The 18,239-nt window shown below is 56.8% G+C and carries 18 protein-coding genes; 5 read left to right on the top strand and 13 right to left on the bottom strand.

Annotated elements, in window-relative coordinates:
• Window positions 1–95: 95 nt before the first annotated feature.
• The gene (gene typA / locus ACQUWM_RS18205; RefSeq protein ID WP_428923036.1) at window positions 96–1,907 is read right to left on the bottom strand and encodes a translational GTPase TypA; all 1,812 of its coding nucleotides are present in this window, start codon (window positions 1,905–1,907) and stop codon (window positions 96–98) included.
• A 558-nt stretch (window positions 1,908–2,465) separates the two neighbouring features.
• Here typA and glnA point away from each other — a divergent pair.
• The 4 genes from glnA to ntrC all read left to right on the top strand — a co-directional run bounded on the left by glnA (window position 2,466) and on the right by ntrC (window position 7,349).
• Window positions 2,466–3,869 (top strand): glutamate--ammonia ligase, encoded by a 1,404-nt coding sequence (glnA, locus tag ACQUWM_RS18200; protein ID WP_407001299.1) that lies wholly within the window; start codon window positions 2,466–2,468, stop codon window positions 3,867–3,869.
• 185 nt (window positions 3,870–4,054) lie between these two features.
• A complete protein-coding gene (locus ACQUWM_RS18195; RefSeq protein ID WP_428923035.1) occupies window positions 4,055–4,579 on the top strand; it encodes a DUF4124 domain-containing protein in 525 nt (174 codons plus the stop codon).
• Between the two features lie 227 nt (window positions 4,580–4,806).
• A complete protein-coding gene (gene glnL, locus ACQUWM_RS18190; protein ID WP_428923034.1) occupies window positions 4,807–5,925 on the top strand; it encodes a nitrogen regulation protein NR(II) in 1,119 nt (372 codons plus the stop codon).
• Complete coding sequence (gene ntrC / locus ACQUWM_RS18185) at window positions 5,922–7,349, top strand: nitrogen regulation protein NR(I) (RefSeq protein ID WP_407001302.1); 1,428 nt, start codon at window positions 5,922–5,924, stop codon at window positions 7,347–7,349. The genes glnL and ntrC overlap by 4 nt, the downstream gene beginning before the upstream one ends.
• A gap of 64 nt (window positions 7,350–7,413) precedes the next feature.
• Here ntrC and ssb read toward each other — a convergent pair whose 3' ends face one another.
• Both ssb and ACQUWM_RS18175 read right to left on the bottom strand, forming a co-directional pair.
• Window positions 7,414–7,941, bottom strand: a complete 528-nt coding sequence (gene ssb, locus ACQUWM_RS18180; RefSeq protein ID WP_428923033.1) for a single-stranded DNA-binding protein — start codon at window positions 7,939–7,941, stop codon at window positions 7,414–7,416.
• Window positions 7,942–7,999: 58 nt separating this feature from the next.
• On the bottom strand, window positions 8,000–9,370 hold the full coding sequence (locus tag ACQUWM_RS18175; protein ID WP_428923032.1) for an MFS transporter: 1,371 nt from the start codon (window positions 9,368–9,370) through the stop codon (window positions 8,000–8,002).
• Between the two features lie 179 nt (window positions 9,371–9,549).
• Here ACQUWM_RS18175 and uvrA point away from each other — a divergent pair, with 179 nt between their 5' ends.
• Entirely contained in the window at window positions 9,550–12,372 is a 2,823-nt protein-coding gene (uvrA, locus tag ACQUWM_RS18170) for an excinuclease ABC subunit UvrA (protein WP_428923031.1), read from the top strand.
• A 232-nt stretch (window positions 12,373–12,604) separates the two neighbouring features.
• On the opposite strand, the gene rplQ is transcribed toward uvrA, so the two are convergent.
• From rplQ to rpsE, 10 genes are all read right to left on the bottom strand, one after another.
• Window positions 12,605–13,003, bottom strand: a complete 399-nt coding sequence (gene rplQ / locus ACQUWM_RS18165) for a 50S ribosomal protein L17 (RefSeq protein WP_127330410.1) — start codon at window positions 13,001–13,003, stop codon at window positions 12,605–12,607.
• A gap of 33 nt (window positions 13,004–13,036) precedes the next feature.
• On the bottom strand, window positions 13,037–14,041 hold the full coding sequence (locus ACQUWM_RS18160; protein WP_406985912.1) for a DNA-directed RNA polymerase subunit alpha: 1,005 nt from the start codon (window positions 14,039–14,041) through the stop codon (window positions 13,037–13,039).
• Between the two features lie 35 nt (window positions 14,042–14,076).
• Entirely contained in the window at window positions 14,077–14,697 is a 621-nt protein-coding gene (gene rpsD / locus ACQUWM_RS18155) for a 30S ribosomal protein S4 (protein ID WP_407001306.1), read from the bottom strand.
• Window positions 14,698–14,715: 18 nt separating this feature from the next.
• Window positions 14,716–15,105 carry a 30S ribosomal protein S11 gene (gene rpsK / locus ACQUWM_RS18150; protein ID WP_004580767.1) on the bottom strand — a complete coding sequence of 130 codons (390 nt, stop codon included), beginning with the start codon at window positions 15,103–15,105 and terminating at the stop codon, window positions 14,716–14,718.
• Window positions 15,106–15,118: 13 nt separating this feature from the next.
• Window positions 15,119–15,475, bottom strand: a complete 357-nt coding sequence (gene rpsM / locus ACQUWM_RS18145) for a 30S ribosomal protein S13 (protein WP_407001307.1) — start codon at window positions 15,473–15,475, stop codon at window positions 15,119–15,121.
• 140 nt (window positions 15,476–15,615) lie between these two features.
• Window positions 15,616–15,729, bottom strand: a complete 114-nt coding sequence (gene rpmJ, locus ACQUWM_RS18140) for a 50S ribosomal protein L36 (RefSeq protein WP_008174902.1) — start codon at window positions 15,727–15,729, stop codon at window positions 15,616–15,618.
• 30 nt (window positions 15,730–15,759) lie between these two features.
• Window positions 15,760–17,082, bottom strand: a complete 1,323-nt coding sequence (secY, locus tag ACQUWM_RS18135; RefSeq protein WP_406985917.1) for a preprotein translocase subunit SecY — start codon at window positions 17,080–17,082, stop codon at window positions 15,760–15,762.
• Window positions 17,083–17,099: 17 nt separating this feature from the next.
• Window positions 17,100–17,534, bottom strand: coding sequence for a 50S ribosomal protein L15 (rplO, locus tag ACQUWM_RS18130; RefSeq protein ID WP_406985919.1), 435 nt, complete (start codon window positions 17,532–17,534; stop codon window positions 17,100–17,102).
• A gap of 1 nt (window position 17,535) precedes the next feature.
• Window positions 17,536–17,724, bottom strand: a complete 189-nt coding sequence (gene rpmD / locus ACQUWM_RS18125) for a 50S ribosomal protein L30 (RefSeq protein ID WP_012139786.1) — start codon at window positions 17,722–17,724, stop codon at window positions 17,536–17,538.
• 4 nt (window positions 17,725–17,728) lie between these two features.
• Window positions 17,729–18,229 (bottom strand): 30S ribosomal protein S5, encoded by a 501-nt coding sequence (rpsE, locus tag ACQUWM_RS18120; RefSeq protein ID WP_012139784.1) that lies wholly within the window; start codon window positions 18,227–18,229, stop codon window positions 17,729–17,731.
• Window positions 18,230–18,239: the final 10 nt, after the last annotated feature.

Below are 18,239 nucleotides of genomic sequence, written 5' to 3'. Positions count from 1 at the left end.
GCTCCGGTAAAAGGATGTAACCGGAGTTTAGCTGAAGTGAACGAAAAAGGGGCGGACCACAATGGACCCGCCCCTCCTGTTTCACGTACTGCAGATTACTTCTTGTGGGCGCGTTTACGCTCGTTTTCGGTAAGGAGCTTCTTACGCAACCGAATCGACTTGGGCGTAACTTCCACCAGCTCGTCATCATCGATGAATTCCAGCGCCTGCTCGAGCGTGAACTTGATCGGCGGCACCAGGCCAATGACCTCATCCTTCCCGGAAGCACGCATGTTATCGAGCTTCTTACCCTTGGTCGGGTTGACGACCAGATCGTTTTCGCGGCTGTGAATCCCGCACAACTGACCCTCATAGATTTCCTGGCCAGGATCAAGGAACAGCTTGCCACGACTCTGCAGCGTTTCCAGAGAGTAGGTCAACGCCGTACCGGTCGCCATTGACACGATCACACCGTTCTGGCGACTGGTCACATCACCGCCCTTGATCGGGCCGTAATGGCTGAAGGTTGACGTCAGAATGCCGGAGCCGGACGTCAGGGTCAGAAACGAGTTACGGAAGCCAATCAGGCCGCGCGCGGGAATGGTGTAATCAAGACGCATACGCCCCTTGCCATCCGGAACCATGTTGGTCAGATCGCCCTTACGCAGACCCATCTGATCCATCAGGGCGCCCTGGTGCTGCTCCTCGATGTCGATAATGACGTTTTCGTATGGCTCCTGCTTCTCGCCATCGATCTCACGAATGACAACCTCAGGACGACCAACCGCCAGCTCGAAGTTTTCGCGGCGCATATTTTCGATCAGCACCGAAAGGTGCAGCTCACCACGACCGGATACCTTGAACTTGTCCGCGGAATCGCCTTCTTCAACGCGCAGGGCAACGTTGTGGAGCAACTCCTTTTCCAGACGTTCCTTGATATTCCGGCTGGTGACAAACTTGCCCTCTTTACCACAGAACGGCGAGTCGTTGACCTGGAACGTCATGGATACGGTCGGCTCATCCACCGTCAACGGCGGCAACGCCTCGACATTGGAAGGATCACAGAGCGTATCGGAAATGAACAGCGAATCCAGACCACTCACACAAACAATGTCGCCAGCTTGCGCCTCATCGACTTCGACACGCTGCAGACCGGAGTGCCCCATGATCTTCAGGATACGGCCCTGGCGCTTTTTACCGTCGGCGCCGATGGCGGCCACGGGCGAATTGGTCTTGATCTTGCCGCGCATAATGCGACCGATGCCAATCACACCCAGGAAGCTGCTGTAGTCCAGCTGGGAAATCTGCATCTGGAACGGACCATCAAGATCGACGGACGGAGCAGGCACGTGATCAACAATCGCCTGGAATACGGCATCCATGTTGTCGTCGAGATTTTCGTGGTCCATCCCGGCGATGCCGTTGAGGGCGCTGGCGTATACGATGGGGAAATCCAGCTGTTCATCGGTGGCGCCAAGGTTGTCGAACAGATCGAAAACCTGATCAACCACCCAGTCTGGACGGGCGCCAGGACGGTCGATCTTGTTGACCACCACGATCGGATGCAGACCGGCATCGAAGGCCTTCTGGGTCACGAAGCGGGTTTGCGGCATCGGGCCGTCGATGGAATCAACCACCAACAGCACACAATCGACCATACTCATCACCCGCTCCACTTCGCCGCCAAAGTCGGCGTGGCCCGGGGTATCAACGATATTGATGTCGTAGTCGTGCCATTTCAGCGCGGTGTTCTTGGCCAGAATGGTAATGCCACGCTCTTTTTCCTGATCGTTGGAGTCCATAACGCGCTCGCTTTCGAGCTCTTTACGCTCCAGCGTACCGGACTGACGCAGCAACTGATCTACCAGGGTGGTTTTACCGTGGTCAACGTGGGCGATGATGGCGATATTACGAAGTTTTTCAATCACAAAAATAATCCTGCGGCATGCACTCAATGACCTGAGAGGGTCTTTCGCAGGGTCACCCCTGCACATGCCGTCTCAAATCCGTAAAATGAATTCATTCACCAGAACCGGCTGGCCCGGCGCCCTGCATACCGTTTGGAGTTTTTTCATCCCAAAAGCGGCAGGGTAAAAATGAGGTGGCGCGCAGTATATCGAAAAGTCCGTGTCGTTTATATGAAGAATAACGCCTATTCAGCACACAACATAGGTGCACCACTTTTGTGCAATTAAGTATTGCGCGCACCATTTTGATGCACCAAAGAAGTGCGAAACATTGGGTAACCTCTCCACAGACGCGCCAAAAAAGTCCGCACCCCTTGTGGTTGCGCTGTTCTGGCGCACGCCTGATAAATTGGCAAGACAATTGCTTTGTTCCTGTCAGCCGATTTTGCAGGTAAGACGCCGCAGCTTTTGATAAGCTGCCCCAACCTCAAAACAGATCGGAAGTCAGCGTCGCTGAGCGATCCGGCACAACGAACATGAAATCACCCGCCCAGCGGGAAACACGATGGAGCATGCACAATGTCCAAGACAGTTGATTTGATCAAAGAGCACGAAGTCAAATGGGTTGACCTGCGATTCACGGACAGCCGTGGTAAAGAGCAGCACGTGACTCTGCCTGCCACCGAAGTGGACGACGACTTTTTTACCGACGGCAAGATGTTTGACGGCTCCTCAATTGCCGGCTGGAAAGGCATCAACGAATCCGACATGATCCTGATGCCGGACGACGAAACCTCCGTTCTGGATCCGTTCACCGAAGAAACTACGGTTAACATTACCTGCAACATTGTAGAGCCTTCTACCATGCAGGGTTACGAGCGTGACCCCCGTTCTGTTGCCCGTCGTGCGGAAGAATACCTGAAGTCCACCGGCATCGCCGATGGCGCCCTGTTCGGTCCGGAGCCGGAATTCTTCGTGTTCGATTCCGTGAAGTGGGAAGTGGACATGAAAGGCGCCAACTACTCTATCCACTCCGAAGAAGCCGCCTGGGTATCCGGTGAAGACTTCGATCGCAACAATATCGGTCACCGCCCGGGCGTGAAAGGCGGTTACTTCCCGGTTCCGCCGGTAGACAGCCTGCACGACCTGCGTGGCGCAATGTGTGCCGCGATGGAGTCCATGGGCCTGGAAATTGAAGTTCACCACCACGAAGTGGGCACCGCCGGTCAGTGCGAAATCGGTGTTGGCGCCAACACCCTGGTCAACAAGGCTAACGAAGTACAGATCCTCAAGTACTGCGTTCACAACGTAGCTCACGCTTACGGCAAGACCGCCACCTTCATGCCCAAGCCGGTCGTGGGTGATAACGGTTCCGGTATGCACGTCCATATGTCCCTGAGCAAGGACGGCAAGAACGTCTTCGCCGGTGACAGCTATGCGGGCCTGAGCGAATCCGCCCTGTACTACATCGGCGGCATCATCAAGCACGCCAAGGCGATCAACGCCTTCACCAACGCTTCCACCAACAGCTACAAGCGCCTGGTGCCTGGATTCGAAGCTCCGGTTATGCTGGCCTACTCCGCCCGTAACCGCTCCGCCTCCATCCGCATCCCGTACGTAAACAGCCCGAAGGCACGTCGTATCGAGGTGCGCTTCCCTGACGCGTCCGCCAACCCATACCTGGCGTTCGCAGCACTGATGATGGCCGGCCTCGACGGCATCCAGAACAAGATCCACCCTGGCGATGCCATGGACAAGGATCTGTACGACCTGCCGAAGGAAGAAGCCCTGAACATTCCGAAGGTTGCTGAAACCCTCGCGGAAGCTCTGGACTGCCTGGAAGCCGACCACGAGTTCCTGACTCGCGGCGGTGTGTTCACCGAGGACATGATTGCAGGCTACATCGACCTGAAGCGCGGTGAAGTTGAGCGTCTGAACATGACCACTCACCCGGTTGAGTTCGAGCTTTACTACTCCTGCTAATCGCAGACGCCGTTGATCTTCGGATCACAGCGTGAAAAAGCCCCGCCTCGGCGGGGCTTTTTTGTGACCTCTGCCACAGTCCCTGTGGCCCTTAACGATATGTAACCCTTTGAACCGTCAACACCGTTGAAAACGCCTACCCCGCCATTGATAATCAAATCAAACAATCACCACAGGTTACCGGAATGAACTTACGGCTTGGATTATTCGCTGGCGTGCTCGTTCTCACATCCGCCCCTGCATTGGCAGAGGTCTACAGGAACGTTGATGCCCAGGGCAACGTTACCTTCTCTGACGAACCCTCGGACGGCGCTGAAGAAGTCAGGGTCAAACCGGTTACCACGGTTACTCTGCCCAAGCCGGCGGACGTACAAGAGCCGGAAAAGCTACGCCAGGTAGCCGAGGAAGAAGGCTCAGCTTACAGCAGCGTCCGGATAGTCGCCCCCAATGACGACGAAGCCTTTCACAGCGGCAGTGGCGATGTGGCATTCCGGGTCGCCAGCAACCCTGGCCTGAAAGAAGGTCATCGCTATGAAGTCACCCTGGATGGCCAACCCGTGGGCCAGACTACCTCGGATACGGTCACTGTACGCAACGTATTCCGTGGCACCCATAATGCTGGCGTCAACATCATTGACGAAAATGGCGTGCAGGTAAAAACCGGCGAATCCATCAGCTTTACCATCCATCGCCCCTCCGTTAACAACTGACCCATCCACTACGGGCGCACTATATTGGTGCGCTCGCACCAGAAAAACGCCATACTCTGACCAGCAACGGGGCGTTTTTCCAGCATCATCTGGCTCTCCCGACCTCCAACGCACTAAGCCACAGCGTCCGCGCTGGCGGTGACAGCCGTGTGCCCGTTAACCGGGCACCTAACACGAGCCACCCTCTCAAACTGGTTCGCTTTTTGCAGAACGGAGGGTATCCCGTTATGCCCATCAACCGAGACAGCAGCATGGCACTCTCACAACTCAAAGCCACTGGCTACAAGAACATCCTGGACAGCCTGACAACGGCCATCCTGGTGCTGGGAGATGGTCTGCGCATCCAGTATCTGAATCCGGCGGCAGAAAGCCTGTTCGAGACCAGCATCACCCGCAGCGAGGGTTTACCCATCGGTGACATTCTGGTGGATTCGGAAGACGCACTTACCACACTGCATGCCGCGGCAGACAACGGCCATTCCTACACCCGTCGGGAAGCGGAGTTCGTGCTGACCAGCGGCGCGCGCCTTACGGTGGATTACTCTGTGTCCCCGGTCAGCCTGACCCCGATTGAACTGCTGATTGAGATCCAGCCCCGGGACCGGTTGCTCCGCATCAGTCGGGAAGAAGACATCATCTCCCAGCAGGAAACCACTCGCATACTGGTGCGCGGCATGGCCCATGAGATCAAGAATCCGCTTGGCGGCATTCGCGGCGCTGCGCAGTTACTGGACCGGGAACTGGACGACGAAGGTCAGCGGGAATATACCCAGGTTATCATCGACGAGGCTGATCGCCTGCGCTCCCTCGTTGACCGAATGCTGGGGCCCAACAAGGCCCTGAAGCTGGCACCCACCAACGTCCACGAAGTGCTGGAGCGTGTCAAAACCCTGCTGGAAGCCGAGAGCCGCGGCCGTCTGGCATTCCGCCGCGACTACGACCCCAGCCTGCCGGAATTCGAAGGTGACAAGGAGCAACTGATCCAGGCCTTCCTTAACATTGCCCGCAATGCGATGGAGGCCGCGTTCGAAAACCAGAGCGAACATGCCGAAGGCGAACCGCCGACCATCACTTTCCGCACCCGCGCCCTTCGCCAGTTCACCATCGGCCACAAACGCCACCGCCTGGTGTGCCGCGTGGACGTGATTGATAACGGCCCAGGCATTCCACAGGATCTGTTACAGAATATTTTCTACCCGATGATCAGCGGCCGTGCCAGCGGTACCGGCCTGGGCCTGTCCATCACCCAGAGCATCATCGGACAACATCACGGACTCGTGGAGTGTGAAAGCGAGCCCGGGAAAACCGACTTCATCATCTTCCTGCCCCTGGAGGACAACCAATGAGCCAACCGGCAAACGTCTGGATCATAGACGACGATAAAAGTATTCGCTGGGTGCTGGAGCGCGCCCTGAACCAGGCCGGTATGCAGCCCCGGGTATTTGAGAGCGGTGAAAGCATCATGTTGCGGCTCGAGCACGAACAGCCCGACGCCATCATCAGCGATATCCGCATGCCGGGCGTGGACGGCATCACCCTGCTTTCCCAGATCGTGGATGTGCATCCGGATGTTCCAGTCATCATCATGACAGCGCATTCTGACCTCGAGAGTGCGGTTACCAGTTATCAGACTGGCGCCTTTGAATACCTGCCCAAGCCCTTCGACGTGGATGACGCTGTCGCCCTGGCAAAGCGTGCGGTGGCCCACAGCCATGAGCGCCGGGCCACCTCGGAACCCCAGGCAGAAAGTTCACAGCGCAATACCGAAATTATCGGTGAGGCGCCAGCGATGCAGGAAGTGTTCAGGGCTGTTGGCCGCCTCTCCCACTCCAACATCACCGTGTTGATCAACGGCGAAAGCGGGACTGGCAAGGAGCTGGTCGCACAAGCACTTCACAACCACAGCCCGAGAGCCAGCCACCCGTTTATCGCCCTCAACATGGCTGCCATCCCCAAGGATCTGATCGAGTCAGAGCTGTTCGGGCACGAAAAAGGCGCGTTTACGGGCGCAGCAGCAGCAAGGCACGGGCGTTTTGAGCAAGCCAACGGCGGCACCCTGTTTCTGGATGAAATTGGTGATATGCCGGCAGACACCCAGACCCGACTGTTGCGGGTACTGGCGGATGGCGAATTCTACCGGGTGGGCGGCACCACCCCCATCAAAGTCGACGTGCGCATCATCGCAGCGACACACCAGGACCTGGAGAAGCTGGTCCAGGGTGGCTCTTTCCGGGAAGATCTGTTTCACCGCCTGAACGTGATCCGCGTACACCTGCCCAAACTGGCCGAACGCCGGGAAGACATTCCGAGGTTAATGCAGCACTTCCTGAAACGGGCCGCCACAGAGCTGACAGTGGAACCCAAGATTCTCCGGCCCGAGGCAGAAGAGTACCTGACCACCATGCCCTGGCCGGGCAACGTCCGCCAACTGGAGAATACCTGTCGATGGCTGACGGTGATGGCCAGTGGCCGCGAAATTCACATTGACGACCTGCCGCCCGAACTACTCCACCAGGCGGAAACTCCGACCACCGGCCAGACCTGGCAGGAAGGCCTGCAAAATTGGGCGGAACAGGAGCTCAAACGCGGGCGTAAAGGCATACTGGATACCGCCGTCCCGGAGTTCGAAAAAATCATGATCGAAACGGCGCTCAAACACACGGGCGGCCGGCGTCGGGATGCATCGATTCTGCTGGGATGGGGAAGGAACACGCTGACCCGGAAGATCAACGAACTGGGGATGGATCACCCAGAGGGCGATGAAGATTAGACATTAAGTGAGACGGGGCCGGAAACTCTATTCCGGCCCCGCCCCGACGACCTGAAGGTGTCAATCAGAACGGGATATCGTCGTCAAAGTCGTCCACCGGCTCAGGCATGCTGCCCTGGGAGGGCTGGCTGTAACCGCCGGACTGCTGCTGCGGCTGGCTAGCCTGCTGATTGGCCGGCGGCGCATTATAATTGGACTGTTGGGGCCGGCCTGCGGGCGCGCCCTGGCTTGCACCACCTTCACCACCGCGGCTGTCGAGCATCTGCATCTGGCCATTGATGTCCACCACCACTTCCGTGGTGTAACGGTCCTGACCGTCCTGCCCCTGCCATTTGCGGGTTTGCAGCTTACCTTCGATATAGACCTTGGAGCCCTTACGCAGGTACTGGCCGGCCACTTCGGCAATCTTGCCGAACATTACAATGCGGTGCCATTCGGTTTTCGGCACCATCTGACCGGTTTGCCTGTCCTTGTAGCTTTCATCCGTGGCAAGGTTCAGGTTTACCACCGCATTGCCATTAGGGGTGTAACGGGTATCCGGGTCCTGCCCCAGATTTCCGATAAGAATGACCTTGTTTACGCCTCGTGCCATGATCTGCTCCTGACTCAGTTTTCAGGGATGACCCAACCTCCTTGCGGGCCTCCGGATTTCAAGAACTGCTACCCTGCCGGACAAATGGAAAGTCCGCAAGTAACCCCTCATCAAATTGCTGACGATCCACCTTCAGGTAAGCGGTGTCCGCTTCTTCCAGAATGACCACATCCTGTACCCCGGGAAGCCGCCGGAAGGCATCGTCAATACTATCAAACTGGCTGTGCGCCACTTGTTTTAACTGTACCACGAAACTGGTGGTATAACCCGGGGAAGGCATCGTCAACGCGACCACAAGCCACAACACCAGCACAGCTGCCATCAGCCACAACACTCCAGTGACCCCGACCTGCTCCAGCAGCACACCACCAACAGCACCACCAATAAAAGCACCGAGGAACTGGGACGTGGAATACACGCCCATGGCCGTCCCCTTGCTCGCCGCTGGTGATTCCTTGCTGATCAGGGAAGGCAGGGAGGCTTCAAGCAGGTTGAACGCCATAAAGAAGAAAAACAGCACCGCCCAGGCCGCCACCAGGCTGACGCTGACCTGCGCCAGACCAGCCGTTGCCAGCGTTAACAAGGCGATAGCACCGCACAGCACTGGCTTCATCTTGCGTTTTTTCTCGCCAATGATGATAAACGGCACCATAGCAAAGAACGAAGTCACCACAACCGTCAGATAGAACCACCAGTGGGAGGAAGATGCGAGGCCCAGCTGATCCTGCAACAGAGTCGGAAACACCAGGAAAATGGCGGTCAGCGCCAGGTGGAGGGCAAAAATCCCGAAGTCCAGGCGCAGCAGGCGGCCGTCGGACAACACCCTGGACAGCATGGCCCGGGCCGGTCGGGTATCCGCACTGATTTTATGCTGGTGCGGGGTCGGCACTATACGCCAGACGATCACCATGGCCACCAGCGCCAGCAGGGCCGTCAGGTAAAACAGACCTGACAGGCCAAACGCGGATCCAATCAAGGGGCCAAGCACCAGGGAGACGGAAAACGACAGGCCGATGGAAATGCCCACCGTTGCCATCGCCTTGGTTCGCTCCTCTTCCCGCGTCAGGTCACTGAGCAGGGCCATCAGCACACTGGCGATGGCCCCGGCGCCCTGAAGAATCCGTCCTGCGATAACAACGTATATGGAATCGGTCGATGCAGCGACAAGACTGCCCCCGGCAAACAGGATCAGGCCGATGTAGATCATGCGCTTGCGCCCCACCCGGTCCGACAGCAGACCAAATGGAATCTGCAACAGGGCCTGACTAAGGCCGTAGGCGCCAATGGCCAGACCGATAAGGGCCGGAGTCGAGCCCCGTAGGTCGTTGCCTAACAGGACAAACACCGGCATCACCATGAACAGGCCCAGCATCCGCATGGCATAAACCGATGCCAACGCCGCTACTGATCGCCTTTCAAGTGCATTCATGGGGGAGCCTTTCATCAATTCGGTTTCTGGCGGATAACCGCCTTTCCGGAAACCGCGCATTGTACCAGAACACGATTCGACACGGCACAGTGAACAATCGCGTAGTCACTTACCCTCACGGCTTTCGCCGGGCGGGGTATAACACGGTATAATCCCGTTTTTTCTTCGAGCGAGGTGTTATGGATCATATCCAGATCAAAGGGGCGCGGACCCACAACCTGAAGAACATCGACCTGGATATGCCGAGGGACAAGCTGATCGTAATCACCGGCCTGTCCGGCTCCGGCAAATCGTCCCTTGCCTTTGACACCCTTTACGCCGAGGGTCAGCGTCGCTACGTGGAATCTCTGTCCACCTACGCGCGCCAGTTTCTCTCAATGATGGAAAAACCGGATGTGGACCACATCGAAGGTCTGTCGCCGGCGATTTCCATTGAGCAGAAGTCCACGTCCCACAACCCGCGCTCCACCGTGGGCACCATCACCGAAATCTACGATTATCTGCGGTTGCTGTTCGCCCGCGCAGGCGAACCCCGCTGCCCCGACCACGGCCAGCCACTGGAAGCCCAGACCGTCAGCCAGATGGTGGATCAGGTCATGGCGATGCCCGAGGACAGTAAGCTGATGATCCTTGCGCCGGTTATCCGCGACCGCAAGGGCGAACACCTCCAGGTGGTGGAGACCATGCGCAGCCAGGGCTTTATCCGGCTGCGTATCGACGGCACGGTGTATGACATCGATGACCTGCCGACGCTGGATAAAAAACGCAAACACCAGATCGATGTGGTCGTCGACCGTTTCAAGGTCAAGCCCGGTCTGGAACAACGGCTGGCGGAAAGCTTCGAGACCGCGCTGGCCCTGGCCGATGGTATTGCACTGGTCGCCCCCATGAGCGGCGAAGGCGAAGAACATACGTTTTCTGCCCGCTATGCCTGCACTCAGTGCGGCTACTCCCTCAGCGAGCTGGAGCCCCGACTTTTCTCCTTCAACAACCCCGCCGGCGCCTGCCCGACTTGCGACGGCCTGGGGGTTAAACAGTTCTTCGACCCCGAGAAAATCGTCCAGCATCCGGAAGCAAAGCTGGCGGCAGGCGCCATCAAGGGCTGGGATCGCCGGGCAGTCTATTATTTCCAGATGCTGACCAGCGTCGCCGAACACTATGGCGTCGACATGGAAACGCCTTGGGAGGATTTACCCGAGGATTTCCGCCAGACGCTGCTGTACGGATCAGGTACCGAGGATATCCCCTTCCGCTACGTCAATTCCCGCGGCCACATCATGGAAAAGGCTCATCCGTTTGAAGGCATCTTGCCCAACCTTGAGCGCCGTTACCGGGAAACCGAATCCCAGAGCATGCGGGAAGAGCTCGCACGCAACCTGAGCACACAACCCTGCAAGGACTGTCACGGCTCACGCCTGCGGCGCGGTGCGCGCCATGTGTTTATCGAAGAGCACAACATTTCCGACGTTACCCACCTGCCGGTGGGGGACGCTCACGATTATTTCGAAACCCTGGCCCTGCCGGGTCGCAAGGGCGAGATTGCCGAGAAAATCCTCAAGGAAGTTCGTCAGCGCCTGCAGTTCCTGGTTAACGTCGGCCTGGAATACCTCACACTGGAGCGCAGTGCCGACACCCTCTCTGGCGGTGAGGCCCAGCGCATCCGCCTGGCCAGCCAGATTGGCGCCGGCCTGGTCGGCGTGATGTATATCCTTGATGAACCCTCTATCGGCCTGCACCAGCGCGACAACGATCGTCTTCTGGCCACACTGACCCACCTCCGGGATCTGGGCAATACCGTGATCGTGGTAGAGCATGACGAAGATGCCATTCGCGCAGCCGACCACGTAATCGACATAGGGCCCGGCGCCGGCGTGCACGGCGGCAAGATCATTGCCCAGGGAACCCCCGAGGACATCATTGGCAATAACGACTCCCTCACCGGGCAATACCTGAATGGCACCCGCGAAATCGCCATTCCGGCCACCCGAAACACCGGAAGCGGCAAACAACTGACCCTCACCGGCGCCAGTGGCAACAACCTGCAGAAGGTCACTCTCAATATCCCGCTGGGGATTATGACCTGCGTGACTGGCGTGTCCGGTTCCGGTAAGTCGACCCTGATTAACGGGACGCTTTACCCGGTCGCCGCCGCCAAGCTGAACAAGGCGACAAGCCTGACCCACGCACCCTATGAAAAGCTCAAAGGCCTGGATCATCTGGATAAGGTCATAGACATTGACCAAAGCCCCATCGGTCGGACACCACGTTCAAACCCGGCCACGTATACCGGACTGTTTACTCCGATCCGGGAACTCTTTGCCGGCACCCAGGAAGCGCGGAGCCGGGGCTACAAGCCCGGCCGCTTCAGCTTCAACGTCAAGGGTGGACGCTGCGAAGCCTGCCAGGGCGACGGCGTGATCAAGGTTGAGATGCACTTTCTCCCGGACGTGTACGTCCCCTGTGATGTCTGCAAGGGCAAACGCTACAACCGGGAAACCCTGGAAGTCCGCTACAAAGGCAAGAATATCCACGAAGTACTGGAGATGACGGTCGAGGAAGGCCGGGAATTCTTTGATCCCGTTCCCTTTATTGCCCGCAAGCTACAGACCCTGATCGACGTCGGCCTGTCCTACATCCGCCTGGGCCAGAGCGCTGTCACCCTGTCAGGGGGCGAAGCCCAGCGGGTCAAACTGGCAAAAGAATTGTCCAAGCGGGACACTGGCAAGACGCTCTACATTCTGGACGAACCCACCACGGGCCTGCATTTCTATGACATCCAGCAGCTACTGACTGTACTCCAGCGCCTACGCGACCACGGCAATACCATTATCGTGATCGAGCACAACCTGGACGTTATCAAGACCGCCGACTGGATCGTCGATCTTGGTCCGGAAGGCGGCTCCGGTGGCGGACAGATAATCGCTGAAGGCACTCCAGAACAGGTCGCCGAGAACGCAAGGTCCCACACGGGACACTACCTGAAACCTATGCTGGCGAAATAAGAAAGGCTGTATCTGTGCAGCCCCGACGGGGCTGGGGCGGGATGTCTTTTCTGACGGAACAAAGGTGTCTGAGCGCAGCGAGTTCTTTTTCCATAAGAAAAGATATCCCGCCCCGGCCCCTGCAGCCCAACTAGCAGGCTAGCCTTCTCAGCAGTCGCCGGAAACATTCCGTTCAGCCAAAAAAAAAGCCGGAGGTCTCCCCCCGGCTTTTTACTGGACAATTCCGAAGACTTTACTCTTCGTCGTCGTCCATCTCTTCCGCTTCGATATCCAGCGGACGGCCAACCAGCTCAACGAATGCCATAGGGGCATTGTCGCCGGCACGGAAGCCGCACTTCAGGATACGAAGGTAACCACCCGGACGCTCGCTATAGCGGGGACCCAGCTCATCAAAGAGCTTGGCAACCGCAGCATCGTTGCGCAGGCGAGAAAACGCCAGACGACGATTCGCGACCGAATCATTCTTTGAGAGCGTGATCAAAGGCTCAGCTACACGACGAAGCTCTTTGGCTTTCGGCAGCGTTGTCTTGATCAGCTCGTGTTCAACCAGTGACGCAGTCATGTTACGGAACATGGCCTTGCGATGCGCACTGGTCCTGCTGAACTTACGACCACTCTTACGATGACGCATTGCTCTTATTCCTTACCTTAAACTAATCGGCGATTAACCGCCCAGAACCCGGTCGTCGCCACGGAGGCTTGCCGGCGGCCAGTTATCAAGACGCATACCCAGTGACAGACCACGGGACGCAAGCACGTCCTTGATCTCGGTCAGCGACTTTTTACCAAGGTTAGGCGTCTTCAGCAGCTCAACTTCAGTGCGCTGGATCAGATCGCCGATGTAGTAGATGTTCTCAGCCTTCAAGCAGTTAGCTGAACGCACTGTCAATTCCAGATCATCCACCGGACGCAGCAGAATCGGATCAATTTCTTCCTCTTCCTCCACGCGCTCGGGTTCTTTCTCGTGATCGAAATCAACAAACACCGCCAGTTGCTGCTGGAGAATGGTGGCCGCCCGGCGAATCGCTTCTTCCGGATCGATCGTACCATTGGTTTCCAGATCAATAACCAGCTTGTCCAGGTCGGTGCGCTGCTCTACCCGTGCACTTTCTACGGCGTAGGCAACACGACGAACCGGGCTAAAGGTTGCATCCAGCTGCAGGCGTCCGATAGCGCGAGTTTCGTCCTCGTCCAGACCCCGCTGATCGGCTGGCTCATAGCCACGACCACGAGCAACCTTGAGACGCATGTTCACTTCACCCTTTTCACTGAGGTGACAGATCACATGATCCGGGTTGGTGATCTCGACATCATGATCCAGCTTGATATCTCCGGCTGTGACGGCACCCGGGCCTTTCTTGCTGAGAGTAACCTCAGCTTCATCCCGGCCGCCCATCTTGACAGCTACGCCCTTGAGATTCAGAAGAATCTCAATGACGTCTTCCTGGACACCCTCGATTGCGCTGTACTCATGCAGAACGCCGTCAATCTGTGCTTCGGTAATCGCACAGCCCGGCATTGAGGACAAGAGTATACGACGCAGTGCGCTGCCCAGGGTATGACCGAAACCTCTTTCCAGAGGCTCCAGCGTCACCTTGGCACGCATGGCGCTTGATTCCTTCACGTCAATGGTACGAGGTGTCAATAACTCATGTACTGAACGCTGCATAGACGCCCCTATCTGCTCTCGTTGCTAACTGGGCTTTACTTCGAGTAAAGCTCGACGATGAGGTTCTCGTTGATGTCGGCCGGCAGTTCAGTACGCTCAGGCACTGACTTGTAAACGCCGGACATCTTGCTGGCGTCGACCTCTACCCAGCTCACCGGTGCGCGGCTTGCAGACAGATCCAGCGCGCCTTTAACGCGAAGCTGGTTTTTTGCCTTCTCACGCACGCTCACAACATCACCCGGCTTAACCTGGTAGGAAGGAATGTTCACTACCTTGTCGTTGACCAGGATCGCCTTGTGAGAAACGAGCTGACGGGACTCAGCACGGGTAGAACCAAAACCCATGCGGTATACAACGTTGTCGAGACGGCCTTCCAAAAGCTGCAGCAGGTTTTCACCGGTTGCGCCTTTGATGCGGGCAGCCTCTTTGTAGTAATTACGGAACTGCTTTTCGAGCACACCGTAAATACGACGAACTTTCTGTTTTTCACGAAGCTGAACGCCGTATTCGGACAAACGACTGCGACGCGCGCCGTGCATACCCGGCGGAGTCTCAATGTTGCATTTCGAATCGAGCGCGCGAACACCGCTCTTCAGAAAAAGATCTGTCCCTTCACGACGAGACAGCTTGCACTTCGGGCCTATATAACGAGCCATAATTCACTGTCTCCTGTGTTAGACGCGGCGCTTTTTGGGCGGACGACAGCCGTTATGGGGAATCGGCGTCACATCAGTGATGTTGGTGATCTTGTACCCGCAGCCATTCAGCGCGCGTACAGCGGATTCACGTCCGGGCCCAGGACCCTTAACCTCTACGTCCAGGTTTTTAAGGCCGTATTCAGCAGCCGCATTACCGGCTCTTTCAGCTGCTACCTGCGCAGCAAAAGGTGTACTCTTGCGTGACCCACGGAAACCGGAACCACCAGAAGTAGCCCAGGACAGGACGTTGCCCTGACGGTCAGAAATGGTCACGATAGTGTTGTTGAAGGACGCGTGAATGTGCGCGACGCCATCAACAACCGTCTTTTTCACCTTTTTACGGGTACGTGTACCTGGCTTTGCCATGTTTGCCTACCTGTTACTTACGAATAGGTTTGCGAGGACCTTTACGGGTGCGGGCGTTGGTCTTGGTGCGCTGGCCACGGACCGGAAGGCCATGACGATGACGCAGACCACGGTGACATCCGAGATCCTTCAAACGCTTGATGTTCATCTGTACTTCACGACGCAGATCGCCTTCGACAGACACCTTGCCCACTTCACTACGAAGGGATTCAAGCTGCTCGTCGGACAGGTCTTTGACCTTGACGTCCGGCTTGACGCCGGTTGCATCGCAAAGCTTTTGGGCTGTTGTCTTGCCAACACCAAAGATGTAGGTCAGCGAGATAACAGCATGTTTGTTATCGGGTATATTGACACCGGCTATACGTGCCATCCAAATTACTCCGCGTTCAAAGCTTTGCTGTGTGAATTTTCCGCCACAAAAAGGGCGCGAAATAATAGCGCCTGACCCCATTCAGAGTCAAGCGCTATCATTCCGGAACCCTGCAATGTCAGGAAGGCTTCCCGAAGGAATCAGCCCTGGCGCTGCTTGTGACGAGGCTCCGAGCAAATGACTCGTACCGAGCCATTGCGACGAATTACTTTGCAGTTACGGCAAATTTTCTTTACCGAAGCGCGTACTTTCATTGTCGACTCCAGTTTTCAAGGGGAACGGCTTTAACCGTTCCGACCATAGCCCTTGAGATTGGATTTCTTCATCAACGAATCATATTGATGAGACATCAGGTGCGACTGAACCTGCGCCATGAAATCCATCACCACGACTACAACAATCAGCAGTGAGGTACCACCCAGATAGAACGGTACATTCCCGGCCACCATCAGAAACTGAGGGAACAGGGAAACTGCTGCAATGTACATTGCACCGAACAGAGTCAGCCGGGTCAGAACGCCGTCGATATACTTGGCTGTCTGATCACCGGGACGAATGCCCGGAATAAACGCTCCAGAGCGCTTGAGGTTATCCGCAACTTCTTTCGGATTGTACATCAGTGCTGTGTAGAAGAAGCAGAAGAATACCACTGCTGCCGCAAACAGAATAATGTACAGGGGCTGGCTTGGCGCCAGTGCCTGGGAGATATCACTCAGCCACTCCATACCTTCGCCCTGACCAAACCACTGCCCCAGCGATGCCGGGAACAACAGGATGGAAGACGCGAAGATCGGCGGAATAACACCAGCCATATTGACCTTCAGCGGCAGATGGCTGGACTGCTGGGCGAACACCCGACGGCCCTGCTGACGCTTGGCGTAGTTGATAGTCAGGCGCCGCTGACCTCGCTCCATGAACACCACAAAGCCAACCACGGCAATCGCCAGCACACCAATACCCAGAACAACGAGCAGACTCATTTCGCCATTCCGCGCCTGCTCAAGGGTCTGACCGATAGCACCGGGCAAACCGGCAACGATCCCGGCGAAAATCAGCAGGGAAATACCGTTACCGACGCCACGCTCGGTGATCTGCTCACCAAGCCACATCATGAAGACAGCACCACAAACGAAGGACACAACCGCCACAAAGTGGAAGCTGAAGCTGTCGTTAAAGGTGACGCCCTGAGATGCCAGACCGACAGAAATACCGAAGCCCTGAACCAGGGCCAGGATAACCGTACCATACCGCGTGTACTGGCTGATCTTGCGACGGCCAGCCTCGCCCTCTTTCTTCAGCTGCTCAAGCTGCGGGCTTACCGCTGTCATGAGCTGCATGATAATAGAGGCGGAGATATACGGCATGATACCGAGTGCGAAGATACTCATGCGCTCAAGCGCACCACCGGAAAACATGTTGAACAGACTCAGGATCGTGCCCTGGTTCTGATCGAACAATGCCGCCAGGCGGTCAGGGTTAATACCCGGCACCGGTATATGGGCACCGATACGGTACACCAACAATGCCAGGAAGACGAACCAGAGCCGCGAACGCAGCTCTGCCAGTCCTTTTCCCGCGCCCGCAGGCAATGATGCTGTCTTGGCCATTTAGTCCTCGACTCGCCTTAGTCTTCGACTTTTCCACCCGCGGCAGCAATAGCCTCGCGTGCGCCCTTGGTCACTCGCAGACCTTTTACGGTTACCGCCCGGCTCAGTTCGCCGGAAAGGATAACTTTGGCTTCGCGAATTTCTTCACGAACGATGTCTGCTTTTTTGAGTGCTTCGAGGTCAACTACGTCACCCTCTACCTTCGCCAGTTCATTCAGGCGAATTTCAGCAACATAACGCTGCTGACGAGAAGTGAAACCAAACTTCGGCAGACGGCGGGCCAACGGCTGCTGACCACCCTCGAAACCGGGAGCAACACTGCCACCGGAACGGGCTTTCAGACCCTTGTGACCACGGCCACCGGTTTTACCGAGACCGCTACCGATACCGCGACCTACGCGCTTGGCAGCAGGACGTGAACCGGGATCCGGACTAAGTTCGTTCAGACGCATCTTAGTTCTCCTCAACCCGAACCAGGTAATCAACCCGGTTGATCATGCCGCGGATGGAAGGCGTATCTTCCACTTCCACGGTGTGACCGATTTTACGAAGACCCAGGCCCTTCACACACAGTTTGTGCTTGGGCTGGCAGCCGATGGGGCTGCGGGTCAGAGTTACTTTGATCGTTTTTGCGTTCGCCATGACTTCAACCCAGAATCTCTTCCACGGTTTTACCGCGCTTGGCTGCAATATCCTCAGGCGCTTGTGTCGCCTGGAGACCCTTGATGGTGGAACGTACCACGTTCACCGGGTTGGTAGACCCGTAACACTTGGACAGTACGTTCTGAACACCGGCAACTTCCAGTACTGCACGCATCGCACCGCCGGCGATGATACCAGTACCTTCAGATGCAGGCTGCATGTAGACTTTGGAGCCGCCATGCTGAGCCTTCACCGCGTATTGCAGAGTGGTACCGTCAAGCGGAACCTCTACCATGTTCTTGCGCGCAGCTTCCATTGCCTTCTGGATAGCGACCGGCACTTCACGTGCCTTGCCACGACCAAAACCAACGCGACCTTTACCATCACCCACTACAGTCAGTGCGGTGAAGGCGAAAATACGGCCACCTTTTACAACCTTGGCGACACGATTGACCTGAACCAGCTTCTCCTGGAGCTCAGGCGCCTTCTGTTCGTTAACGCTCATCTTCTCCACC

Source organism: Marinobacter sp. DUT-3 (genome assembly GCF_050379435.1).
Classification (GTDB): domain Bacteria; phylum Pseudomonadota; class Gammaproteobacteria; order Pseudomonadales; family Oleiphilaceae; genus Marinobacter.
The sequence above is the reverse complement of the archived record's forward strand: the minus strand, read 5'-3'. Positions and strand labels throughout refer to the sequence as shown.